This is a genomic window from Tardiphaga sp. 839_C3_N1_4, from assembly GCF_051811045.1.
Taxonomy (GTDB): domain Bacteria; phylum Pseudomonadota; class Alphaproteobacteria; order Rhizobiales; family Xanthobacteraceae; genus Tardiphaga.
The window spans coordinates 3,698,079-3,721,588 of sequence record NZ_JBPWQD010000001.1 but is presented as its reverse complement, the minus strand read 5'-3'; the positions used below and the strand labels follow the sequence as shown (position 1 = coordinate 3,721,588).

Annotated in this window: 20 protein-coding genes; 12 read left to right on the top strand and 8 right to left on the bottom strand. The window is 61.5% G+C overall.

Annotated features, from left to right (window positions below):
• Window positions 1-69: 69 nt before the first annotated feature.
• From AB8A38_RS17815 to AB8A38_RS17805, 3 genes are all read right to left on the bottom strand, one after another.
• The gene (locus tag AB8A38_RS17815; protein ID WP_439086899.1) at window positions 70-2,157 is read right to left on the bottom strand and encodes a molybdopterin-containing oxidoreductase family protein; all 2,088 of its coding nucleotides are present in this window, start codon (window positions 2,155-2,157) and stop codon (window positions 70-72) included.
• Window positions 2,158-2,253: 96 nt separating this feature from the next.
• Complete coding sequence (locus AB8A38_RS17810) at window positions 2,254-2,445, bottom strand: hypothetical protein (protein WP_081422070.1); 192 nt, start codon at window positions 2,443-2,445, stop codon at window positions 2,254-2,256.
• An 81-nt stretch (window positions 2,446-2,526) separates the two neighbouring features.
• Entirely contained in the window at window positions 2,527-3,639 is a 1,113-nt protein-coding gene (locus tag AB8A38_RS17805) for an alkene reductase (RefSeq protein ID WP_315840175.1), read from the bottom strand.
• Window positions 3,640-3,832: 193 nt separating this feature from the next.
• Here AB8A38_RS17805 and AB8A38_RS17800 point away from each other — a divergent pair, with 193 nt between their 5' ends.
• From AB8A38_RS17800 to AB8A38_RS17755, 10 genes are all read left to right on the top strand, one after another.
• On the top strand, window positions 3,833-6,115 hold the full coding sequence (locus AB8A38_RS17800) for an FdhF/YdeP family oxidoreductase (RefSeq protein WP_439088551.1): 2,283 nt from the start codon (window positions 3,833-3,835) through the stop codon (window positions 6,113-6,115).
• 83 nt (window positions 6,116-6,198) lie between these two features.
• Window positions 6,199-7,485, top strand: coding sequence for an MFS transporter (locus AB8A38_RS17795; protein WP_439086898.1), 1,287 nt, complete (start codon window positions 6,199-6,201; stop codon window positions 7,483-7,485).
• Between the two features lie 133 nt (window positions 7,486-7,618).
• Window positions 7,619-7,828: a hypothetical protein gene (locus AB8A38_RS17790; protein WP_068737702.1), complete on the top strand. Its 210-nt coding sequence runs from the start codon at window positions 7,619-7,621 to the stop codon at window positions 7,826-7,828.
• A 19-nt stretch (window positions 7,829-7,847) separates the two neighbouring features.
• Window positions 7,848-8,795, top strand: a complete 948-nt coding sequence (locus tag AB8A38_RS17785; RefSeq protein ID WP_439086897.1) for a glutathione S-transferase family protein — start codon at window positions 7,848-7,850, stop codon at window positions 8,793-8,795.
• Between the two features lie 210 nt (window positions 8,796-9,005).
• Window positions 9,006-10,250, top strand: a complete 1,245-nt coding sequence (locus tag AB8A38_RS17780) for an ABC transporter substrate-binding protein (protein ID WP_439086896.1) — start codon at window positions 9,006-9,008, stop codon at window positions 10,248-10,250.
• Between the two features lie 45 nt (window positions 10,251-10,295).
• Window positions 10,296-11,015, top strand: coding sequence for an ABC transporter ATP-binding protein (locus tag AB8A38_RS17775; protein WP_439086895.1), 720 nt, complete (start codon window positions 10,296-10,298; stop codon window positions 11,013-11,015).
• Window positions 11,008-11,712, top strand: a complete 705-nt coding sequence (locus AB8A38_RS17770) for an ABC transporter ATP-binding protein (protein WP_439086894.1) — start codon at window positions 11,008-11,010, stop codon at window positions 11,710-11,712. Before AB8A38_RS17775 ends, AB8A38_RS17770 begins: the two co-directional genes overlap by 8 nt.
• Before the next feature lie 12 nt (window positions 11,713-11,724).
• Window positions 11,725-12,591: a branched-chain amino acid ABC transporter permease gene (locus AB8A38_RS17765; RefSeq protein WP_068737690.1), complete on the top strand. Its 867-nt coding sequence runs from the start codon at window positions 11,725-11,727 to the stop codon at window positions 12,589-12,591.
• On the top strand, window positions 12,588-13,583 hold the full coding sequence (locus AB8A38_RS17760) for a branched-chain amino acid ABC transporter permease (protein ID WP_439086893.1): 996 nt from the start codon (window positions 12,588-12,590) through the stop codon (window positions 13,581-13,583). The genes AB8A38_RS17765 and AB8A38_RS17760 overlap by 4 nt, the downstream gene beginning before the upstream one ends.
• 116 nt (window positions 13,584-13,699) lie before the next feature.
• Complete coding sequence (locus tag AB8A38_RS17755) at window positions 13,700-15,064, top strand: FAD-containing oxidoreductase (protein ID WP_439086892.1); 1,365 nt, start codon at window positions 13,700-13,702, stop codon at window positions 15,062-15,064.
• Window positions 15,065-15,071: 7 nt separating this feature from the next.
• On the opposite strand, the gene AB8A38_RS17750 is transcribed toward AB8A38_RS17755, so the two are convergent.
• The 5 genes from AB8A38_RS17750 to AB8A38_RS17730 form a co-directional block, all read right to left on the bottom strand.
• Window positions 15,072-15,251, bottom strand: coding sequence for a hypothetical protein (locus AB8A38_RS17750; protein ID WP_315840186.1), 180 nt, complete (start codon window positions 15,249-15,251; stop codon window positions 15,072-15,074).
• Window positions 15,252-15,424: 173 nt separating this feature from the next.
• Window positions 15,425-16,174, bottom strand: a complete 750-nt coding sequence (locus AB8A38_RS17745) for a glucose 1-dehydrogenase (RefSeq protein ID WP_439086891.1) — start codon at window positions 16,172-16,174, stop codon at window positions 15,425-15,427.
• A gap of 113 nt (window positions 16,175-16,287) precedes the next feature.
• The gene (locus tag AB8A38_RS17740) at window positions 16,288-17,871 is read right to left on the bottom strand and encodes a Na+/H+ antiporter (RefSeq protein ID WP_439086890.1); all 1,584 of its coding nucleotides are present in this window, start codon (window positions 17,869-17,871) and stop codon (window positions 16,288-16,290) included.
• A gap of 182 nt (window positions 17,872-18,053) precedes the next feature.
• Window positions 18,054-19,118, bottom strand: coding sequence for a glycosyltransferase family 4 protein (locus tag AB8A38_RS17735; RefSeq protein WP_089266708.1), 1,065 nt, complete (start codon window positions 19,116-19,118; stop codon window positions 18,054-18,056).
• Window positions 19,119-19,403: a hypothetical protein gene (locus tag AB8A38_RS17730; protein ID WP_139285809.1), complete on the bottom strand. Its 285-nt coding sequence runs from the start codon at window positions 19,401-19,403 to the stop codon at window positions 19,119-19,121.
• 17 nt (window positions 19,404-19,420) lie between these two features.
• Between AB8A38_RS17730 and AB8A38_RS17725 the strand changes: the two genes are divergently transcribed.
• Complete coding sequence (locus tag AB8A38_RS17725) at window positions 19,421-21,187, top strand: ABC transporter ATP-binding protein (protein ID WP_315840189.1); 1,767 nt, start codon at window positions 19,421-19,423, stop codon at window positions 21,185-21,187.
• A gap of 75 nt (window positions 21,188-21,262) precedes the next feature.
• Window positions 21,263-23,464, top strand: coding sequence for an amylo-alpha-1,6-glucosidase (locus tag AB8A38_RS17720; protein WP_439086889.1), 2,202 nt, complete (start codon window positions 21,263-21,265; stop codon window positions 23,462-23,464).
• The last annotated feature ends 46 nt before the right edge of the window (window positions 23,465-23,510 follow it).

The window sequence follows — 23,510 nt, the reverse complement described above, 5'->3', positions numbered from 1 at the left end:
TGTGTGCCATGCCCCTCATCCGACCGCGCTTCGCGCGGCCACCTTCTCCCCGCAAGCGGGGAGAAGGGATTACGCCTTCTTCACCCACACCTTGTTGTCGTGAAACGCAGCCCCACCGTAAGGCGCGACGGCTTCGCCTCCTGTCAGCATGTTGATGCCGTGGCCGCCGATATGCGCCTTGTTGGGGTGCACCGATTCCGCAATCAGCACACCGCGCCGCAGGCCCTCGAAGATGCGCGCGGTCAGTGTCGTCTCGCCGCGCGTGTTGCCGAGCGTCACGGCATCGCCATCGGCGATTCCCAATTTCGCAGCGTCGACCGGATGCATCATCACACTGGGTGCACCCTCGCGGGCCTGCGATGATGGCGTCTCGTTGAACGAGGTGTTGAGGAACGAGCGCGACGGGCTGGTGGCCAGGCGAAACGGATGCGCCTCATCGACCTGTTCGATCACCGCCCAGTGGTCGGGGAATGACGGCATCTCGTCCCATGCGCCCATCAGCCCGGCATTGGGCATTGGCACTGCCGACCAGTCCGCCTTGAAGTGGAATTTGCCGTCGGCATGGGCAAAACCGTCGAGATAGTGCGAGGTGCGGAAATCCGGCTGGATATCGCGCCATTTGTCGGCCTCCAACCCTTCGATGCCACCGCGGCCGCTGACTTGCAGCGTCTCGTCGATGATATCGCGCGGATGCATGTCGAAAGCGCGGTGTTTCGCGCCGAGGCGGATGGCGATGCCCTGCAGAACGTCGTGGTTCGAGCGGCATTCTTCCGGCGCGTCGATCAGCTTGGCGCCGACCGAGATGTGCTGGTTGCCGCCGGCGTAATAGAGATCGTCATGCTCCATGAACATGGTCGCCGGCAGCACGATATCGGCCATCATGGCGGTCTCGGTCATGAACTGCTCATGTACCGCGACGAACAGGTCCTCGCGGGCAAAGCCCTGCCGCACCAAGGCCTGTTCGGGCGCCACCGTCATCGGATTGGTGTTCTGGATCAGCATCGCCTTGACCGGTGGGCCGTTGTGCAAGGCCTCCGCGTCACCGGTCAGGATGCGACCGATCTTCGACTGATCGAGGCGCCGAACGCTCTCGTCGAGCACGTCGAGGCCCTCGATCAGCGTCTTGTCGAATTTCCAGATCGCGGCATTGTTGAAGAAAGCGCCGCCACCTTCCTGCTGCCAGGCACCGGTAACGGTGGGCACGCACAGCGCGGCATGCATCTGCGCGGCTCCGTTGCGGCTGCGGGTGAAGCCATAGCCGAGGCGGAAATAGCTGCGTTTGTTTTCGCCGACGAGATGGGCGAAGGCCTCAATTTCGGCGGCCGGCACGCCACAAATGGCTGAGGCCCATTCCGGCGTCCGCGAGGAAAGATGCGCCTCGAACTCGGGTGAGTGATCGGTGTATTTGGCGAGATAGTCGCGATCTGCAAGGTTGTCGCGGAACAGCACATGCATCACGCCGGCGGCGAAGGCGCCGTCGGTGCCGGGCCGCAGCAGGATCTTGATGTCGGCCTGCTTCATGGTGTCGTTGTCGTAGATGTCGACAACCGCGAGCTTGGTCCCGCGCTCCTTGCGGGCGCGGGAGACGTGGGTCATGACATTGACCTGCGTCGAGACAGGGTTGGTGCCCCAGATCACGATCAGGTCCGACTTCGCCATCTCGCGCGGATCGACGCCAGCGACCTTGCCGGTGCCGGCGGCAAAGCCGGCCCAGGCGATGGTCGCGCAGATCGTCGAATAGAAGCGCGAATATTTCTTCACATTGGCGAGGCGGTTGATGCCATCGCGCATCACCAGACCCATGGTGCCGGCATAGTAATAGGGAAATACCGACTCCGCGCCAAAGTCGCGCTCGGCCTCGTTGAACCTCAAAGCGATCTCGTCGAGCGCCTCGTCCCAGGTGATGCGGGTGAAATGGCCGGAGCCTTTCGGGCCGGTGCGGCGCATCGGATACATCAGCCGTTCGGGATGATGGATGCGCTCGGCATAGCGCGCGACCTTCGCGCAGACTACGCCGGCGGTATAGGTTTGCTCCTTGGAGCCGCGGACCCGGCCGATGGTGTTCCCGCCGATCACCTCGATGTCGAGGGCGCAGGCAGAGGGGCAATCATGCGGGCAGGTGGAGTGCTTGATGTCGATCTTGGCTTGAACGTTCATGCAGCCAAGCTAGCCAAAAGTTTACTGGAGGAAAAGCCGTGGTTTTACGCATCCCGCCCGTCAACCGGGCAGGCCTCCAGTCCGTAGTCCTCTCGGCTATTTGCCAAGGGCGTCACGTTGGGCGATCAGCCGGTCCAGCTCCTCATTCTGCTGAGCCAGCCGATCCGCGGTGCGCTCCTCGTTGCTCTCGCCGGAAGCCGCGGTGGCCTGCTCGATCAACTGCCGGATATTGTCGCGAAGGATGGCGATGCGATCGTCGAGCTCGGCGGCTGAGAGGGTGGAATCCATGGGGCGATACTCCTGACCCGCTACGGGCCGTACACAGACTATAGCGCGTCAGAAGTGCTTTCTATTGAATAATCTGCGGCACTAACCTGCGCCAAGCACCGGGTAGTCGGTGTAGCCAGCCACATCGCCGCCGTAAAACGTCGCCCGGTTATAGGGGGTGAAGGGCGCCTTCCGCTTGATACGCTCCGGCAGATCCGGATTGGCGATGAACGGGCGGCCGAAGGCGATGATATCGACATTGCCGGAAGCGACGGCCTCCTCGGCCGAGGTGCCGTCGAATCCGCCGGCGGTGACCAGCACGCCGCTCCACATCGGCCGGAACAGCTCATAGGCTTTAGGCACATTGTTATGAAACACTTCCGCGCGGCCGACGCCGCTTGTGCGCGGCTCGACGAAATGGAGGTAGGCGAGGCCGAGCTTGTCGAGCTCACGGACCACATAGCTGTAGAGCGGCATCGGATCGGCTTCGCCGGAGTCATTCGAGACACCATAAGGCGACAGGCGGACGGCGACACGATCCGCACTCCAGGCACCGATGACGGCATTGGTCACTTCGAGCAGCAGGCGGGCGCGGTTCTCGATTGAGCCACCATATTGGTCGGTGCGCCGATTGCTGCGGGTCTGCAGAAATTGCTCGAGCAGATAGCCGTTGGCGCCGTGCACCTCGACGCCGTCGAAGCCGGCTTCCCTGGCGTTGTGCGTGGCCTGCCTGTAGGCGTCGATAATGCCGGGAATCTCGCTGGTCTCGAGCGCGCGGGGCGTTTCGTAAGATACCGTCTCGCCTGAAGCCGTCCGCGTGGTAGCGTTGATCGCAATGGCTGACGGCGCGACCGGAAGCCCACCGCCGGGCTGGAACGAGGAATGTGAGGCACGGCCGACATGCCACAGCTGCAGGAAGATGATGCCGCCTTTGGCATGCACGGCGTCAGTGACCTGACGCCAGCCGGCGATCTGCTCTTTCGAATAGATGCCCGGCGTGTTCGGGTTGCCTTGTCCTTCCTGCATGACCTGCGACGCCTCGGCGATGATCAATCCGCCTTCGGTCGCGCGCTGCGTGTAATATTCGGCATTGAGCGTCCATGCAGCGAGGGATGTCTTCTCGGCGCGCATGCGCGTCAGCGGCGCCATCGCGACGCGGTGGCTCAATCGATACGGGCCGACTTGCAGCGGCTGGAACAGGGAAGAAGACGTCATGGGCGCTCCATTCAAAATATCAATCGGGCGATAGCCTTGGTGAACAGGTGTCGCGGCATTCGTATCGTTCAATACAGCGCAGGCCCTGGTCAATCAAAGTTGATGGCATCTATTCGCTGCACTACAGCCTTTAATGCTACGAGGCGGAATTAGGTTGGGCCATATGGGCCCTGACGACGAAGGACGGATCGCGATGGCGAAGAAGCAGGTTCAGGGCGTCGAAGACTATAAGGGTGCGGCCGCAGGTTGGGGCGCGTTGAAAGCGGTGGCCGACGCGGTGCGCGGACAGATGGCGGTGGTCAACGAAACGCACGGCCTGCTGACGATGAACCAACCGCATGGCTTTGATTGCCCGGGCTGCGCCTGGCCCGATCCAAAGCATACGTCATCATTCGAGTTCTGCGAGAACGGCGCCAAGGCGGTGTCGTGGGAAGCAACGGCCAAGCGCACGACGCCGGAATTCTTTGCGGCCCATACGGTGAGCGAACTCTGGGGCTGGCATGATCACGATCTCGAAAACGAGGGGCGTCTCACCCATCCGATGGCCTATGACCCGGTCAGCGACAAGTATCTTCCGATCTCGTGGGAAGATGCGATGGCGCGGATCGGTGCTGGCCTGCGCGCTTTGCCCGATCCGAACATGGCCGAGTTCTACACGTCGGGGCGCTGCTCTAACGAAGCAGCCTTCATGTATCAGTTGTTCGTGCGCGAATTCGGCACCAACAATTTCCCCGATTGCTCCAACATGTGCCACGAGGCCACCAGCGTCGGCCTTCCGGAATCCATCGGCGTCGGCAAGGGCACAGTGACGCTGGAGGATTTCGACCATGCGGATGCTGTGTTCTGCATCGGGCACAATCCCGGCACCAATCATCCGCGCATGCTGACGACCCTGCGCGAATGCTCCAAGCGCGGTGCTGCCATCGTTTCAATCAATCCGCTGCGCGAGCGCGGGCTGGAACGATTCACATCCCCGCAGCATCCAGCGGAAATGCTGACATTGAGCTCTACGCAGATCTCGTCGACCTATTACCAGGTCAAGGTCGGTGGCGACATTGCCGTGCTGAAGGGCATGATGAAGACCGTTGTGGCGCTCGACGCCGCGAGCCTTGCCGAAGGCGGCCCCGGCGTGCTCGACCGCGCCTTCATCGCCGAACACACCGACGGCATTGATGCACTGCTCGCGGATCTCGACGCGACCTCATGGGAGGCGATCGAGAAATCGTCTGGCCTGCCGCGCGCTGATATCGAAAACCTCGGCAACATCTACGCCGGGGCCAAGAGCGTGATCATCAATTACGGCATGGGTATTACCCAGCATCGCCACGGCACCGGCAATGTGCAGCAGATCGCCAATTTGCTGATGCTGCGCGGAAACATCGGCCGTCCCGGCGCCGGCATCTCGCCGCTACGCGGGCACTCCAACGTGCAGGGCGACCGCACCGTAGGGATCACCGAAGTACCCAACGCCGCACTGCTCGCCGGTATCGAACGCACGTTCAACTTCAAGCCGCCGAGCGCACATGGTCACGATGCCGTCGCCTCCGTGAAGGCGATCCGTGACGGGCGTTCGAAGGCATTGATCTGTCTTGGCGGCAATCTCGCGGTGGCGATGTCCGATCCCGAGGAAACCTATCCGGCGATGCGCAGCCTCGATCTCGTGGTGCATATCGCCACCAAGCTCAATCGCTCGCATCTGCTGATCGCGAAGGAGTCGATCATCCTGCCATGCCTTGGCCGTACCGAGATCGATGTGCAGGCGACGGGACCGCAACTGGTGACGGTGGAAGATTCGATGTCGATGGTGCACGCCTCGCGTGGCGGCTTGAAGCCGGCATCCGAGCATCTGAAGTCCGAGACTGCGATCGTCGCCGATATGGCCATCGCGACTTTGCCGAATACAAAGGTGAAGTGGCTCGACTACGTCGCCGACTACAGCAAGATCCGCGAGGCCATCGAGTCGGTCTTTCCGGCCTTCGAGGATTACAATGCGCGGATCAAGAAGCCGGGTGGCTTCCGGCTGCGCAATGCCGCCTCGGAACGGGAATGGCTGACGCCGAGCAAGAAGGCGCAGTTCCTGGTTTTCTCCGGCCTCTATGAGGACGGCCCCGCCGAGACCGCGTTGACACTGACGACGCTGCGCAGCCACGACCAGTACAACACGACGATTTACGGTATGAACGATCGTTATCGCGGCATCACCGGGCGGCGCGATGTTGTGTTCGTCAACGAGCAAGACCTCGCCCGCCGCGGGCTGAGCCACGGTGATCTGATCGACATCGTGCTGGATCGTCCGAACAGCGCGTCGCGCGCGCTGCGTCGGGTGACGGCGGTGGCTTACAACATCCCGCAAGGATCGGTGGCGGCCTATTATCCCGAGGCCAATGTGCTCGTGTCGCTCGACCAGCACGATTTGAAGTCGGGAACGCCGGCTTACAAATCGATCCCAATCCGGATCGAGGCATCTGCCGCTTAAGCTGCACCGCAGCATTGAGAGAGCATGACGCCTCATCTCTGGCGGTAGTTGCCGCGTGCGTTTTTTCAGCGTAGGCGGGCGCCATGAATAGCGCCGCCGAACCTGCCATGAAAATCCAGCCTGAAGCCGATGCACCGCGCATCAGTGTGGCGCTGATGGCCGCTCTGGTCATCCTGACCTGCGGTCACGTCCTGTCGAACCTGCTGCGTACCACGCCGGCCGTGGCTCTCGATCTGATGGCCGCCGATCTGAAATCGCCGGCGCAGACGGTGGCGGCGCTGACATCGGCCTATCATTTCTTTTTCGCGCTGCTGCAGATTCCCATCGGCGTCGCGCTTGATCGCTACAGCATCCGTTCGGTATCGCTCGTGCTGTTCGCAGGCACCGTTACCGGCGCCAGCCTGGCTGCCACGTCGAGCGGCCCCGTCTCGTTCTTTGTCGCACAGGCCATGATCGGCATGGCGACCTCGGGCATGCTGATGTGCCCAATGGCTCTGGCCGCCAAGAAACTGACGCCCGTGCAGTTCGGCCTGTGGTCCGGGCTCATCCTGTCGCTCGGCAATGCCGGCATGCTGCTGTCGTCGAGCCCACTCGCTTATGTGGTGGAGCACTGGGGCTGGCGCGCCGGCTTCTGGATCGCGGCCGCAGCCGGTGTAGTCGTGGCCGGTCTGGTGATGCTGATCGTGCCCGCGGACAAGCCCGTTCGGGGCGAGCGCCGCGCGCTGTTTGCCGAGATGGGAACGGTGGTGCGGCTTGGCATGTCGCCGTTGCTGCGCGGCATCGTCATTCTCGCTTTCGTTTCGCTCGCCGTGCAGATTGTGCTGCGTGGATTGTGGGCCGGGCCATGGCTGATGAACCTCAAGGGTCTGTCGCGAATCGAGGCCGGCAATGCGCTGGCGCTGTTCACCGTTGCATTGGTCGTCGCACCAGCACTTTCCGGCATTCTCGATCGCAAATTCGGCAAGCGCCGCCTGTTGCTCTTGGTGACGCAACTGCTCGCTGCGGCCTTGTTCGTGGTGATGGCATTGGGCGCGCCGGGCTATCCGCTCGCCAGCGCATTTGGGCTGACGCTGATGCCGGCGTCGTTCGATGTCGTGATGCTGGTCTCTATTGGCCTGCTCGTCTGCGTGCAGCCGCTGATCTATGCGATGACGCGCCAGGTGAGCGGTCTCGAAAATGTCGGCAAGGCGATGTCGGCGGTGAACCTATCATTCTTCCTCGGCACGGCTGTGATGCAATCCGTTACCAGTCCGATTGCCGCAGCCTGGGGATTGCCCGCAGTTTTAATCTCAATGGCGGTATTTCTGACCGTCTGCACGCTCATCTTCTTCGTGTTGACGCGTCCCGCAGCGCAGCGCGGGGCTGCATAACAGGTTCATGACGATTGCGACGGCAAGTTGCTGGAATTGCCGTGAGTCCTGTGGTCTGATGCGCAGAGTGACGCGATCAAGACGTCGCGCGCGGTCTCGCTTTGCGGGGCGCCTCACACAGGGAGGACGTGACTTGCCGTTTTTCGTCAGGGGAACCGATACGTCAGGGACTGTTTCACTCCGCCGCGACAACGCGGCCGGAGCTGTCAAGAAGGCCAGGGAGCTGCTCGATGACGGCAGCTGGGATGTCGAGATCACCGGTCCGGATGGACTTCCGCATCCGATTGCCGAATTCGAGGCGATGTATTCCGCCGGCGCGACGACGGCGGTGCATGCGACATAGCTGACAGGCAAGGGATGCAGTGACGGCGACCGATCTTGTTCTGCATCACTATCCGCGTTCGCCGTTTGCCGAGAAAGTGCGCGTCGCCTTCGGATTGAAGGGCTTGTCTTGGCGCTCGGTGATCCAGCCGCGGATTGCGCCGAAGCCAGAGCTTGTGCCGCTCACCGGAGGCTATCGCCGCATTCCGGTGCTGCAGATCGGCGCGGATATCTATTGCGATACGCGCCGTATTCTGGCCGAACTCGAGCGGCGTTTTCCCGAGCCGACGCTTTATCCGACGGGCACGCGCGGCCAGGCCGATATCATCGCGGCCTGGGCCGATAGCGCGCTCTTCGCCAATGCTCTTGGACTGGTCTTCGGCCTGAACGGAGATCGTTTCCCGCCGGAGCTGCATGCTGATCGCGCGAGTTTCACGTCAGGCAAGTTCGATGGCTGGGACAGCGTGAAGATGCGTGAGCAGATTCCTGCGCTGCGCAACCAGTTTCGCATTCATCTTGCCTGGCTCAGCGATTGGCTTGCGCAGAGCGACGCATTCCTGCTCGGCAACGCGCCGTCACTTGCCGACATCGCCGTCTACCACCCGCTCTGGTACGCGCGCGGCAATCTCGGTGAGAGCGAAGGTCTTGCCGAGCATCCGCGCGTTCTCGCGTGGATGGACCGGGTTGCCGCGCTGGGGCACGGAACGGTTGAGGATCTGTCACCCGAGCAGGCGCTGGAGACGGCCCGGCTTTGCCAACCTGCGGCGACGCCTCGTGCTGCCTGCGATGACAGTGCAGCTGATCAGCATGGTTCATTTCCGGAAGGCGCGATGATATCGGTCATGCCGATCGATTGGGGCTTCGATCCCGTCATTGGTGCGTTTGTTTCTGCGGGTCATGACAGCATCGCTCTGCGCCGTGACGATCCCGATGTCGGCGCGACGGTTGTACATTTTCCGCGCGCAGGCTTTGCGATTGCCCGGCTGTGAAAGCCCCATCACGGATGCATGGCCCTCATTCGTTATTTCCTCGCGCCGCAATTTGACGCAGCTGCGCAAAGGCGGCTAAGTCCAAAAAACGCTGCCTGACTGCGATATGCAGACTCCCAATCTGCAACGCAGTGTTCGACACTTCAGCGCCCCGTAACAGAACAAGAAAGCGCGCCGCCGCAGCGACGTTGCGAACTCGGAGGATATGACATGACCATGACCCGCCGCACGTTTGGACTTGGTGCCTCTGCCGTTCTGGCGAGGCCGATCGCTGCGCCGTTCATTCGTAGCGCAGGCGCTGCCGAGCCGGCGATCCGCATCGGCATGGTCAATTCGATGAGCGGCGGTCTTGCGGCTTACGCGCAGGAAGGTCAGCCGGCTTTCGAATACATCATCAAGAAGATCAATGCCGAGGGAGGCATCAAGAGCAAGGGCGGCGCCAGGATTGAGCTGGTGCTGGCGGACGATACCAGCCAGCCGGCGCGGACTGCCGCTGAAGCACGGCGTCTGATCACCGAGGAAAAGGTGCAGCTTCTGACCGGCACCATTCTCAGCGCACAGATGCTGGCGCTGACGCCGGTGGTCGACGAAGCCAAGATTCCGACGCTGTCGGTCTGGGCCGGTGGGTCGCAGTCGAACTATATGTTCACGCTGGGATATCCTTATGATCGCGGCTATGCGCAGACCATGCATGATTTCGTCGTCTCATTGCGCGATGATTTCAAGTTTCCGATCAAGACTGCCGTCATGGCCTATTCGAATTACGAGGCCGGCCAGCAGTCCAACAAGTTCCTTGTCGAGAAGCTGAAGGCGAGCGGCATCCAGATCATCGGCGAAGCCGCGCTCGATATTCGTGCGCAGGACCAGACCGCGGCCATGGTTCGCATTCGCTCGCTCAAGCCGGACGTTGTTGTCGGCCTCGTGACGCCGCGCGATGGCATTCTGCTGCATCAGGCGCGTTACAATCTGAACTATCACGGCAGTATCTTCTGCGGTGGCACTGGCGGCTATTCGGATCTGTCGCTCTGGAAGGATCTCGGCCCCGAGATCGGCAAGGCCGTGCTGACGAAGAACCTGTTCGGTATGACCGGCTTCAGCGCCGGCGCCAAGATCGAGTCGATGCAGAAGATCGTCACGGAATTGCGCGATGTCGCCAAGCTCGAAAAAATCGGCCAGGGCGCGGTGCAATATGCCCAGGCGGCCCGCGTGCTGCAGCAGGTGCTCGAGAATGCCAAGTCGCTGCAGAGCGATGCGCTGCTCGAGGCGCTGAAGAACGTCAATATTCCGGCCGGCGATCCGAACCTCTACATCGCCAAGCCGAAGGGCCTGCAATTCGCAGAAGACCGTCTGCTCAAGGATGGTTCAGCGATGTTCATCCAGTGGACTCCCGAGCAGGATCAGCAGGTCGTATTCCCGAAGGAATTTGCCCAGGTGCCGCCGCGGCCGAAGGCCTGATCGGCGCTGTAGTAAGACTGAGCGCAACATAAAGAGTGGACGGCTGTGGCATTTCTGGAAGTCTCCAACATCACCAGGCGGTTTGGCGGGCTGGTCGCGCTCAACGCGGTGAGTTTCGACGTCGAGAAGGGTGAGATTCTCGGCATCATCGGCCCGAACGGAGCCGGCAAGACCACGCTGTTCGGTGTGATCTCCGGCTTCATTCCGCCGAGCGCGGGCGACGTCGTCTATGACGGCGAAAGCATCATCCGGGTGTCGCCGGATCGCCTGGTGCGCCGCGGATTGATGCGCTCCTTCCAGATCGTTCAGTCCTTTGCCGACATGACGGCGCTCGACGTCGTCACGACCGCAGCATTGACACGCCGGCCGATGCGCGAGGCCATCGACTATGCAGCCCAGGCGCTGCTGCGCGTCGGCCTCGGCGGCAAGGAGCACAAGACGCCGGCGACACTGTCGCTGCAGGACAAGAAGCTGCTGGAGCTGGCGAAGTGCATCGCCACCGATCCGCGCTGCATCCTGCTCGACGAAGTAATGGCCGGCTTGACCATGGCCGAGACCGCCGCGCCGATCGCGATCATCGAAGAGCTCAACAAGCAGGGCGTCACCATCGTGATGGTCGAGCATGTGATGCCCGTCATCATGCGGCTGGCGCAGCGTATGGTGGTGATCAATTTCGGCGAGAAGATCGCGCAAGGCACGCCCGACGAGATTCTCAAGGATCAGCGCGTCGTCGATGCCTATTTCGGAGATCATCTCGATGCTTGAGATCGATAACCTGGTTGCAGGCTATGGCGGTGTGCCGGTGCTGCGTGATGTCAACGCCAAGATCGCTGCGGGCGAGATTGTCGGCCTGCTTGGCGCCAACAATGCCGGCAAGACCACGCTGATCAATGCGCTGTCCGGAATGGTCAAGCCGATATCCGGCCGTATCTTGTTTCTGGGTGAGGACATCAGCAAATTGACGCCGCAGGCGCGTGTCGAGCTCGGCATCGTGCAGGTGCCGGAAGGACGTCTGGTGTTTCCGGAAATGAGCATCCGCGAAAATCTTCTGCTCGGCGGCATCAACGCGCATGCGCGCAAGCATCGTCCGCAGCAGATGGAGAAAGTCATCGGGTTGTTTCCGCGGCTCGGCGAGCGGCTGACCCAGAGTGCCGGCTCACTGTCAGGCGGCGAACAGCAGATGCTGGCGATCGGCCGCGGGCTGATGGCGGAAGCCAAGCTCCTGATGCTCGATGAGCCCTCGCTCGGTCTGTCGCCACTGTTCGTGCAGTATATTTTCGAGATCATCGACAAACTACATGCTGACGGGCTGACTATCCTGCTGGTCGAGCAGAATTTGAATCTGACGTTGCGCCACGCCAGGCGCTGCTACGTGCTGGAGCGCGGGCAGGTGGCGGTGGAGGGCGATGCGGAGACCGTGAAGAACGATCCGCGTACCCGTAGCGCCTATCTTGGTCTGTGATCGGAGAGTGATGTGACCGAACTTTATCAGGCTCTCGCCCAAGGTCTTCTGATCGGCGCCACCTATGGCTTGCTGGCGCTGGGCATGGGGCTCGTCTACGGCGTCTCGGGTGTCGTCAACTTTTCGCATGGCGATTTCATCTCGCTCGGCATGTTCATGTGCCTCGCGCTGTATTCGGCCTTCGCCATGGACCCCTATGTGTCGATCATCATCACGGTGCCGCTGATGACCGCGATCGGCGCGCTGGTCTACATCTTTCTGATACGGCCGATGGTCGGGCATCAGTTCCTGATGGTGGTGCAGCTTACGCTCGGTCTCAGCCTGGTGCTGCAGAACGGCATCCTGATGGTGTTTGGCGGTGAGCCGGCGCGCACACCGTCTTTCGTCGAGTCCAAGCTGATCATTCTCGGTGACGTGGTGCTGCGGGTGCCGCATATCGTGGCCTTCGTCGTCTCCTTCGCGCTCGCCATTGGCCTCTACATCATGCTGCGCTCGACCGATTTCGGCCGCTCGATCCGCGCCGTGCATCAGAATGCCCATGCCGCCGCGCTGATGGGCATCAATGTCGGCCGCGTCCAGGTGCTCACGTTTGCGCTCGGCATCGGCATTCTCGCGCTGGCTGCCGCGCTGCTGCTGCCCGGCACGCCGATCCAGCCGACCCAGGGTCTGCGTTACACCGTGATCACGCTGCTGGTCGTTGTGCTTGGTGGCATGACCAATTTCGTCGGCATCATGCTCGGCGGCCTGATCATCGGCATCGCCGAAGCCTTCGGCACCATCTATCTCGACGGTCCGATCGGCTTGCTGCTGCCTTACATCATCTTCGTGGCGATCATGCTGTTTCTTCCGAAGGGCCTGACCTGGAGCTCGGCACGATGAGAGAGGAATTCTACAAGACGCTGTCGTCGCCGATCTGGTGGGGCGCGCTGGTCATCGCCGCCATCATGCCCTTCGTGCTGTCGAGCTATTACGTCCACATTCTCACGCTGGCGCTGGTCTATGTGGCACTGGCTTCGTCGTGGAACATCGTCGGCGGCATGGCCGGGCAGATCTCGCTGGCGCACAGCCTGTTTATCGGCATCGGATCGATGTTCTCGGCCGCGCTGTTGCTCAAACTCGGCATCAATATGTGGCTGGGTCTCGTCATCTCGGCGGTGATCTCCGGAATCCTGGGCGCCGTCATCGCCTGGATAGACTTCCGCTTCCAGCTCGGTCATCTCTCTTTCGTGCTGATCACGCTGGCCTTTGCGGAAATGGGCAGCATTGTCGTCGAGGGCTGGGACTTCCTCGGCGGTGCGTCGGGGCTGCTGCTGCCGAAGGACACGGGTAATTTCCTGGCGTTCCAGTTTGGCGGTGGCCACGGCGCGTTCTGGATGATGCTGGGGCTGGCGGCGATCTGTGTGCTGGTCAATGTCGCGATCCTCAACTCACCGCTCGGCTATTATCTGCGCACCATCCGCGACAACGAGAAGGCGGCGCAGGCGATCGGCGTCAACATCCTGCGCTACAAGATCACCGCCATGGTGATCTCGGCGATGCTCGCCTCCGTCGTCGGCACCGCCTATGTGCGCTATCTCACTTTTGCCGATCCCTATCTGCTGATTTCGCCCGTGATCACCATCGAGATCGTGCTGTTCGCGACGGTCGGGGGGCTTGGCCGCGCCTATGGCCCCGCGCTCGGCGCATTGCTGCTGGTGCCGCTTGGCGAAATCCTGCGCGGCAAGCTCGGCAGCACGCTGCCCGGCCTGCACTATTTCATCTACGGTATCGTCGTGATCTCCGTCATTCTGGTCACGCCGCGTGGGCTGCTGCCGCTGTTTGAGCGGCTCTGGGCGCGCTGGCGCGGCCCTGCGGTTGCCGGCAAGCCCTAAGCGGTTCGGGAATTGCTGGCGCTGGAACTTCGGTCATCCGTTGGCTGATGCCGTTTCCAACGATAGTCTCTCGCCGCGGCGGAGCATTGGCTCCGCCCCGGTTAGGAGCTGAAATCATGCGCTTCGACGCGATCATCATCGGGGCCGGGCAGGCTGGACCCTCGCTCGCGGGTCGGCTCACATCCGCAGGCATGTCGGTCGCGATCGTCGAGCGTCATCTGTTTGGTGGCACCTGCGTAAATACCGGCTGTAAGCCGACCAAGACACTGGTCGCCAGCGCCTATGCCGCACATCTCGCACGCCGCGGTGCCGACTATGGCGTCATGATTGACGCGCCCGTGCGGATCGATATGGCCCGCGTGAAGGCGCGCGCCGACAAGGTGATCCACGACTCGCGCAATGGCGTCGAAGGCTGGTTGCGCGGTATGGACAAATGCACGGTCATCAACGGCCATGCGCGCTTCGAATCTGCGGATACGATCCGTGTTGGCGATGAACTGCTGACAGCTCCGAGGATCTTCCTGAATGTCGGTGGGCGGGCTGTCGTGCCTGATATGCCGGGCATCAACGACGTCACCTATCTGACCAATACGGGCATCCTGCAGCTCGACCGGGTACCGAAACATCTGGTGGTCATAGGCGGCAGCTACATCGGCCTCGAATTCGCACAGATGTATCGCCGCTTCGGCGCCGAAGTGACGGTGGTCGAGAAGGGCGCGCATCTGGTCTCGCGTGAGGATGTTGAGATTTCAGAGGCGATCCGCGATATCCTGCTCGCCGAAGGCATCCATATCCGAACCAATGCCGAATGCATCACCTTCAAGCCGCATCCCGATGGCGTGGCTGTCGGTGTCGATTGCACCGAAGGCGCGCCGGAGATCATCGGCAGCGATGTTTTGCTCGCGGTGGGACGCCGTCCGAATACCGACGATCTCGGTCTCGACAAGGCTGGCGTCGCTGTGGATGACCGCGGCTACATCAAGGTCGATGACGGTCTCGCTACCAATGTGCCCGGTATTTTCGCGATGGGCGATTGCAACGGCCGCGGCGCTTTCACGCATACGGCTTACAACGACTTCGAGATCATTGCCGCCAACCTGCTCGATGGCGCAAGCCGCCGCGTCAGCGATCGGCTTCCCGGCTACGCGCTGTTCATCGATCCGCCGCTTGGCCGCGTCGGCATGACGTTGACGCAAGCAAAAGCCACGGGAAAGAAGCTGCTGATCGGCACCCGGCTGATGACCCATGTGGGCCGCGCCGTCGAGAAGGGCGAAACCGCGGGCATGATGCAGGTCGTCGTCGATGCGGAGACGAAGAAGATTTTGGGAGCTGCCATCCTCGGCACCGGAGGCGACGAGGCGATCCATGGCATTCTCGACATCATGAATGCCGGCGCCGATTACACCCAGCTGCAATGGGCGGTGCCGATCCATCCGACGGTATCGGAACTGATCCCGACGCTGCTCAACGAGATGAAGTGATCGCCGCTCAGGCAGTCTGGAACTTGAGTACGGCCATCAGCGTCAACAAGGTGGTTGCGCAGGATGCAGACACAATCGCCATATTGATCAGATTACGGGCTGCCATTGTCACGACCGCAGAAGCGGGGTGAGCCGCATCGGGCGCAGCAGTCTTCTTGCGCGGAGCCGGTTTCTTCTTTTGTGCCATGCCGATCCCCAAAGAGAGGGGTCAGACCGTTGACCGGCCTGACCCTGACGCCTTCCCTGCCGAGGTGTGTCCCTCGATCATGACGCGACCATCGCATGAATGGCCGGTGAACTGCTTAACGCGAGTGGTGAATCGAATCTGACCGGATTCGATGGTTTATGAATTTCCTCGTTCTAGATCGTCCGCCCGCCGTCCACGGGCAGGATCACGCCGGTGAGGAACTCGGATTCCTCGCCCGCCAGATAAACGCAGGCATTGGCGATATCCGAGGGGCACGACATGCGGCCCAGCGGGATCGTGCCGATGAATTTCGCACGGTTCTCCGGCGTATCCGGCACGCCCATGAAGGATTCCAGCAGCGCGGTTTCGCCAATCACCGGCGCGATGCAATTGACGCGGATGCCATCGGGCGCCAGTTCCACGGCCATCGACTTCGACATCAGGTTCACCGCGCCCTTGGTGGCGTTGTACCAGGTCAGGCCCGGGCGCGGCCGGACACCGGCGGTGGACCCGATATTGATGATGCGGCCGCTCTTCTGCTTCTTCATCACGGGCACGCAGGCATTGGTCATCAGAAAGATCGATTTCACATTGATGTCGAATGCCTTGTCGAATTCTTCTTCGGTCACTTCGAGCAAGGGCTTGTTACGAAAGGTCCAACCGGCATTGTTGACAACGACGTCGAGCTTGCCGAATTTTTCGACCGCGAGCTTCACCGAAGCATCAACATCGGCCTTGCTGGTGACGCTGCCGCCAAGGGCGATTGCGCTGTCGCCGATTTCGGCCGCAACCTTCTTCGCGCCATCGGCATTCAGATCGAGGATGACGACCTTGGCGCCCTCGCGCGCGTAAGATCGCGCGATCTCGGCACCGAAACCAGATGCGCCGCCGGTGACGATGGTGGATAGGCCTTGAAGTCGCATGTTGTTTTCTCCCGGATTTTGCGCCTTGTCTGGCGCTTGACGATCAAGGTTAGAGCCGATGGCGGCGACTGTGAAGGCGCCACGGCGAATGGCTGCTAGAGGAAGCGTGGCCTTTACAGGAAACGTCTTGCGTTGACTTCTTCGAGATCGAGGCCTTCCTCGATCGCATGCAGCACACTGTCGTGGATTTCGCCCTCACGGTGCATCTTCAGAAGCTCTGCACGGCCGGCTTCGATGGCGGCTAGCACCGTCGTGTAATGGTCGATGCGGTGTGGCGATAGTGCCTCAGCCTCTTCGGCATAGCGCGCCGCGGCGCCCTTGCGATAGGTATATTGCTCGAACAGGCGCGGATGGCGATGTGTACCGTCATCATTGCGTGACGCCTTCTCGACGGCAGAAAATTGCGCGGTTGCAACCCGCGCGCGCGCCTGCGCCTCGCTCAGTTTGGAGTGATGCGGTGTGCGGACATTGTCGGTTTTGATCAGACGGCGCACGATCGGTGCCAGGGTCGAACCCTGGACAAGGACCGTCACCAGAATGACTGCGAAGGTGATCGCCAGGATGACGTCGCGGCCCGGAAATTCCTCCGGCAATGATAATGCGGCAGCGAGGCTCACCACGCCGCGCAAACCGGCCCAGCTCATGATGAACGGCACTGTCCATGGCGGAGCGGGGTCGCGGGCGCGCAGCTTCGGCATCAGCATGCGCGGCAGATAGGTGCCCGGAAACATCCAGGCGAAGCGCGCGAGGATCACTGCTGCGATGACCGCAGCCGTCACCGGCAACAGCGCCACCACCGCGTCATAGCCGCCGAGGCGATACAGCACGCCGCGCAGCGACAGCCCGATCAGGATAAACACCAGAGATTCCAGGACGAACACGACGACGCTCCACGCTGCGGTGGCGCGGGTGCGCGTCGCAGCGCCGAAGAACTCGTGCTGCTTCCATCCGAGGATCATGCCGCAGGCGACGGTGGACAGCACGCCGGAGACGTGCAGTTTTTCCGCGGCGATATAGGAGATCCAGGCAACCAGGAAGGTCCATGCAATGGCGAGGTCGATTTCCTTGATGCGCTTGATCACCAGGATGGCGGCGAAGGCGAAGGCGATGCCAACAAGCAGGCCGCCGATGGCGACCGAGAAGAAACTCACGGTGGCTGCAGTGGCGCTGAACGAGCCGGTCAGCGCTGCCGCGATGGCGAAGCGCAGCAGCACCAGGCCCGATGCGTCGTTGACGAGGCTCTCGCCCTCCAGCAGCACGATGATGCGCGGCGGGAGCGGCACGCTCTGCAGTACGGCCTTGGCCGCCACCGAATCCGGCGGCGAGACGATGGCGCCGAGCGCAAAACAGGCGGCCCAGGGCAGCGACGGCATCACCAGATGCGCAACGACGCCGACCACTAGGGTGGTGAAGAAGACGGCGCCGACAGCGAGCTGCAATATGATGCGCAGATCGGCGCGGAAATCCCGCCAAGAGGTGAACCAAGCGCTCGACATCAGCAGCGGAGGCAGAAACAACACGAGCACCAGCTCGGGGTCGATCTCGACATCCGGGGTGCCCGGGATCAGCGCGAAGCCGATGCCGCCGAGGATCAGTGCAGCCGCGCGCGGGAGCTGAAAACGCCGCGCGATCATGTCGAGCAAAACGATGACAGCCATCAGCAGGAGGATAATTTCGAAGCGGGAAACGGCGGTCATGATGGCCTGTCGAAATGCGAGAAAAACGGTCGGACGTCGATTCGGGCCAATGCCGTGATCTGATGTCTGTCATCTATCTTGCAAATGTCGCACGGGCTGTACAGCGGGCCAGTGATTTTGCAGCAGGCCAGCACGAAAAAGGGCGACCCGACGGGCCGCCCTTCGATGCCATGCGCTTCAGACTACTCTGCGCTGCTGACCAGTCGCAGCGACACCCTATGCTCCATCATGCTGCGATAAGTGGCCACATAATCGAGAGCCATACGCCGGGCGGTGAAGCGGGTTTCGAACTGCTTGCGGATCGCTGTACGGTCCATGCCGGCGAGACGACCCACCGCGGCAACCGCGCTGGTCTCGTCCTCGACGATGAAGCCGGTGAGGGCCTCGTCGATGATCTCCGGCACCGAGCCGCGGTTATAGGCAATGACCGGCGTGCCGCAGGCCATGGATTCGATCATCACCAGGCCAAACGGCTCGGGCCAGTCGATCGGCAGCAGCAGGCCATAGGCGCCGCTGAGGAATTCCGGCTTCTCCCGGTCGCTGATCTCGCCGATATATTCGACCAACGGATGATCCATCAGTGGGCGAACGACCTGCTCGTAATAGTCCTCATCCGCGCGGTCGATCTTGGCCGCGATTTTCAGCGGGATGCCGGCGCGGATGGCGATCTTGATCGCGCGGTCGACGCCCTTCTCGGGCGCAATACGCCCGAGCACGGCGAGGTAGCTCGGCGTGATCGGTTGCGGCGTCAGCAATTTCTCGGGAAGGCCGTGATAGATCGTGCGCACGAAATTCGCCTGCGGCACTGGGCGCCGCTGCGCATTCGAAATCGAAACAACGGGAATCTTGGAGAAAGTCGTGAAGGTCGGCTGATGTTCCGGAAGATCCAGACGGCCGTGCAGCGTCGTGAGAAATGGTGTGGGTTGGCGGGAGAATAGCGAGAACGGATAGTAATCGAGATGGAAATGCAGAACGTCGAATTCGTCGTCGTCACATTTCTGTCTTACGCGCTCGAGCATTTCCATATGGAGGGCGTTGGGATCGCGGACAGAGCCATCGAGCCGCAGCGCCTTCGGCCATCCGGCGTCAAGCTTGCCTGACGTTTGAGAGTCACCGCTGGCGAAGAGCGTAACATCATGCCCCTGCGCCACCAGCTCTTCGGTCAACCAGTGGACGACGCGTTCCGTGCCTCCATAGAGTTTCGGCGGAACGGCTTCTGTCAGCGGAGCAACTTGCGCGATGCGCATTTACATATCTCCCATGTTGGAAGTGATGAACAACTTCAGCGACGACGTGTCGGTACCGGTATGCCTGAAGCTGGAACGTTCTCGCATCTGCGAGGTTCCTATGTGATCTGCGTAGTTCGTCCACACTGTGGTCTTGCTGATGCCATCACGTTCAACCACGGTTTCCGGAGTGTTAATGCTGCCCGAATGTTGCGCCGAGATGGCGAGAGCGTGGGAAATTCGGGATGGCATCATCTCCATCAGCGGGCGGGGACGCTGTCCGTCGAGATTCTTGTTCTTATTCAACGGGTTTTGACAATCACATGGACAGTCTTTCCGGATATGCGTATCGCCCTTTCGCTTTCGTGATGCGCTACATCAGGATGCGTTCTGCATCGCATCTGATCATCCTGATATCCGTGCTTGCTGCCGTCGCCTGTTCGGTGGGCACGCAATATGGAATTAAATTTTTAGTCGATGGCCTCTCATCGGGACCTCAGGGAGCCGGTAATACCGTTTGGATCGCATTTGGCGTTCTGATTTCGCTGATCACGGCAGACATGTTCCTGTGGCGCGTGGCCAGCTGGACCGCGAGCTACACATTCGTTGGTGTCACCGGCGATCTCAGGCGCGACATCTTTCGCCATCTGACCGGACACGCACCGAGCTACTTCTCGGATCGGCTGCCCGGCATGCTGACCAGCCGTATCACGGCAACATCCAACGCGGTCTTCACCGTCGAAAACATGTTTGTCTGGAACGTGTTGCCGCCCTGCGTCGCGACATTCGCGGCGATCATGCTGATTGGAACCGTCAGCCCGCCGATGGCGGCGGGACTGACAGTCGTGGCGGGCGCCGTGGTCGTGATGATGTTCAAGATGGCCGCGGCCGGCAAGAAACTGCATGACGATTTCGCCAGCAAGGCGGCCGCCGTCGATGGCGAAATGGTCGATGTCATCAACAATATGCCGCTGGTCCGCGCATTCTGCGGATTGAGCTTCGAGCATGACCGCTTCGATGAAACGGTCGATCGTGAGCTGAACGCCCGCGGTCGCAGCCTGCGCTATCTTGAGCGTCTGCGCCTGACGCATGCGGCCATCACGGTCGTGCTGACGATCGGGCTGCTCGCCTGGGCGATCATGCTCTGGCAAGGCGGCGGTGCCAGCACCGGCGACGTCGTTCTGATCTGCACGCTCGGTCTCTCGATTCTGCACGCGACGCGAGATCTTGCGGTGGCGCTCGTGGATGTCACGCAACATGTTGCGCGCTTGTCCGAGGCGCTCTCCACATTGCTGGTGCCGCATGAACTCAGCGACCATCCTGAAGCCGAGCCGCTGGTGAAATCAGGTGCAGCGATCGCCTTCAACAATATCTCGTTCCGCTACCCCGGCGGTCTGCAGGTATTCGACAAGTTCACGTTGCGGCTCAATGCCGGCCAGCGCGTTGGCCTTGTCGGCCAATCCGGCGGCGGGAAGTCGAGCCTGTTTGTATTGCTGCAGCGCTTCTACGACGTGCAGGATGGCAGCATCACCATCGATGGCCAGGATATTTCACGCGTGACCCAGCACAGCCTGCGTCACGCGATCTCCGTGGTGCCGCAGGACATCTCACTGTTCCATCGCTCCATCATGGAGAACATCCGGTACGGACGTCCCGAAGCGACGGATGATGAGGTATTGCGTGCAGCCATTTCGGCGCGTTGCGACTTCGTCGAGACGCTGCCGGAAGGTCTTCACACCATGGTCGGGGACCGCGGCGTCAAACTGTCCGGCGGGCAGCGCCAGCGCATCGCCATTGCACGCGCCTTCCTGAAGGACGCGCCCATTTTGTTGCTGGATGAGGCGACGGCTGCCCTCGACAGTGAATCGGAGGAGGCGATCCGTGAGGCGCTGGCGCGTCTGATGCGTGGCCGCACGGTGATCGCGATCGCGCATCGTCTCGCAACGCTGCGGAATTTCGATCGCGTGGTCATGCTGCAGAGCGGCAAGATCATTGAGGACGGTAAACCTGATCATCTGATGCAGGGCGAGGGGCCGTATAGGGAACTCGTCACACAGGAAATGAGCCGTCTCGCGCAGCACGCAGCCTGACGACTCAGTTATCCTCTCCAGGCGCTGCGTTTATCTTTGTGCCTGTCTTCACCTTACAACCGGCCGAGGTCGTCCATGCCCATCGATGCCGCCGCGACCAAGTTGAACGCTATCGCCGATCAAAAGGCAGTCGAATCGCCGTTTTACATTCCGATGACGGGTCCTGCGTCGCGTCCGCGGCGTGCGCTCAAGCACGACGATACGTTCGTGGTGCTCGACAGCCATGGTGACATCGGCGCGTCCGCGGGTGGGCCGGATGGCCTGTTCAATGCCGATACGCGTTATCTCGCGCGGCTGGAACTGGCACTGAATGACGTTCAGCCGCTGTTGCTCGGCTCGAATCTGCGCGATGACAACTCGTCGCTGACCGTCGATCTGACCAATCCGGATATCTATCGCAACGGCCGCCTCGTGCTGCAGAAAGATATGCTGCACATCGTGCGTACGTTCTTCCTGTGGCGTGGTGCGGCCTATCAGCGGATCGGCCTGCAAAATCACGGCGAACACCGCGCCAGTTTCGATCTGACGCTCACATTCGACAATGACTTTGCCGATCTGTTCGAGGTGCGCGGCGAAAAACGCAAGCATCGCGGCATCGCCACGAGTCGCCTGATCGGACCGAGTGACGTTGCGCTGGAATATACCGGCCTCGACGGCCGGTCGCTTAGCACGATGGTGCATTTCGATCCGCGCCCGACGCGGCTGGCAGCCAATACCGCGACCTACCACTTCGAGCTGAAGCCGCAGCAAACGACGTCGCTGTTCGTTGCCGCCAGTTGCAACGCCGAGGCCGGCCACAAGCCTGTGCCGTTCTTTCGTGGGTTGCTCGCGCATCGCCGCGAGATGCGCAATTTCAGCAAGGGTGCGGCGACGGTCGAGACCTCGAATGATATTTTCAACGAGGTGCTCTGCCAGGCGATGGCCGATCTCAGCATCCTGATGACGAATACGCCGCAGGGGCGATACCCCTATGCCGGTATTCCCTGGTACTCCACGACATTCGGCCGCGATGGCCTGATCACGGCGTTGCAACTGTTGTGGATCGATCCGCGCGTGGCGCGCGGCGTGCTCAAACGGCTTGCGGCATTTCAGGCGAAATCGGTCGATCCGCTGGCGGATGCCGAGCCCGGCAAGATCCTGCACGAAATGCGCGGCGGCGAGATGGCTGCGCTCCGCGAAGTTCCGTTCGCGCAATATTACGGCAGCGTCGACTCCACGCCGCTCTTTGTGATGCTCGCAGGGATGTATGTCGAGCGCACCGGCGATGATGAAACCCTGCGCGAGCTGTGGCCGGCCGTTGAGGCGGCCCTCGCATGGATCGACGGTCCGGGCGATCCCGACAAGGATGGCTTCGTAGAATATCAGCGCGCTACCGAACAGGGGCTTCAGAACCAGGGCTGGAAAGATTCGTATGACGCCATCTTCCATGCCGATGGAAAGCTCGCTGAGGGCAATATCGCGCTGGCGGAAGTGCAGGGTTATGTCTTCGCCGCCAAGCATCTGGCGTCGCGTCTCGCATTGCGCATAGGCCTGCCCGACAAGGCCCGGCAGCTCGAGGCCGAAGCGGAGCATCTTGCTGCGCGGTTCGAGGAAGCTTTCTGGTGCGAGGAACTCGGCACCTATGCGCTTGCGCTCGACGGCAAGAAGATGCCTTGCGCGGTTCGCGCCTCCAATGCGGGCCAGTTGCTGTTCACCGGCATCGTCCGTGAAGACCGTGCGCGCATGGTCGCCGCTGACCTGATGCGTCCGCATTTCTTCACCGGCTGGGGCATTCGCACCATTGCGCGCGGGGAGGCGCGCTACAATCCCATGTCCTATCATGACGGCTCGATCTGGCCGCACGACAATGCGCTGATTACACTCGGTCTGGCACGCTATGGCCTGAAGCATTCGGTCGAGGCCGTCTTCAAGGGCCTGTTCGACACCGCGGCCTATATGGACTTGCGACGATTGCCGGAATTGTTCTGCGGCTTTCAGCGCGAAAAACGCCGCGGCCCGACCTTGTATCCGGTGGCCTGCGCGCCGCAGGCCTGGGCCAGCGCAACGCCGTATACTCTGCTCGAGGCAGCGTTAGGAATCGAATTCGATGTCGCGCGCGGCGAGATTCGTTTCCGCAATCCGCGGCTGCCCGCTTTCCTGCAATACGTCATTTTGCGTGATCTCCGGCTCGGCGAGTCGAGCGTCGATCTCTGCCTGCGCAAACACGAGAACGATGTGTCGCTGGAAGTGCTGCGAACCCGCGGTCAAATCCAGGTATCGATCGTATTGACGCATTGACGCGTCGCCTGGCGCTGGGGTCGTGCCCATCAGCGAAACGCGTGAG

Excerpts from the sequence above, each read along its gene's own strand:
- AB8A38_RS17745 (WP_439086891.1), bottom strand. The coding sequence starts at position 16,174 with ATGCGACTTCAAGGCCTATCCACCATCGTCACCGGCGGCGCATCTGGT.
- AB8A38_RS17760 (WP_439086893.1), top strand. The coding sequence starts at position 12,588 with ATGAGAGAGGAATTCTACAAGACGCTGTCGTCGCCGATCTGGTGGGGC.
- AB8A38_RS17740 (WP_439086890.1), bottom strand. The coding sequence starts at position 17,871 with ATGACCGCCGTTTCCCGCTTCGAAATTATCCTCCTGCTGATGGCTGTC.
- AB8A38_RS17755 (WP_439086892.1), top strand. The coding sequence starts at position 13,700 with ATGCGCTTCGACGCGATCATCATCGGGGCCGGGCAGGCTGGACCCTCG.
- AB8A38_RS17735 (WP_089266708.1), bottom strand. The coding sequence starts at position 19,118 with ATGCGCATCGCGCAAGTTGCTCCGCTGACAGAAGCCGTTCCGCCGAAA.
- AB8A38_RS17725 (WP_315840189.1), top strand. The coding sequence starts at position 19,421 with ATGGACAGTCTTTCCGGATATGCGTATCGCCCTTTCGCTTTCGTGATG.
- AB8A38_RS17720 (WP_439086889.1), top strand. The coding sequence starts at position 21,263 with ATGCCCATCGATGCCGCCGCGACCAAGTTGAACGCTATCGCCGATCAA.
- AB8A38_RS17815 (WP_439086899.1), bottom strand. The coding sequence starts at position 2,157 with ATGAACGTTCAAGCCAAGATCGACATCAAGCACTCCACCTGCCCGCAT.
- AB8A38_RS17805 (WP_315840175.1), bottom strand. The coding sequence starts at position 3,639 with ATGACGTCTTCTTCCCTGTTCCAGCCGCTGCAAGTCGGCCCGTATCGA.
- AB8A38_RS17795 (WP_439086898.1), top strand. The coding sequence starts at position 6,199 with ATGAATAGCGCCGCCGAACCTGCCATGAAAATCCAGCCTGAAGCCGAT.
- AB8A38_RS17810 (WP_081422070.1), bottom strand. The coding sequence starts at position 2,445 with ATGGATTCCACCCTCTCAGCCGCCGAGCTCGACGATCGCATCGCCATC.
- AB8A38_RS17780 (WP_439086896.1), top strand. The coding sequence starts at position 9,006 with ATGACCATGACCCGCCGCACGTTTGGACTTGGTGCCTCTGCCGTTCTG.
- AB8A38_RS17750 (WP_315840186.1), bottom strand. The coding sequence starts at position 15,251 with ATGGCACAAAAGAAGAAACCGGCTCCGCGCAAGAAGACTGCTGCGCCC.
- AB8A38_RS17800 (WP_439088551.1), top strand. The coding sequence starts at position 3,833 with ATGGCGAAGAAGCAGGTTCAGGGCGTCGAAGACTATAAGGGTGCGGCC.
- AB8A38_RS17770 (WP_439086894.1), top strand. The coding sequence starts at position 11,008 with ATGCTTGAGATCGATAACCTGGTTGCAGGCTATGGCGGTGTGCCGGTG.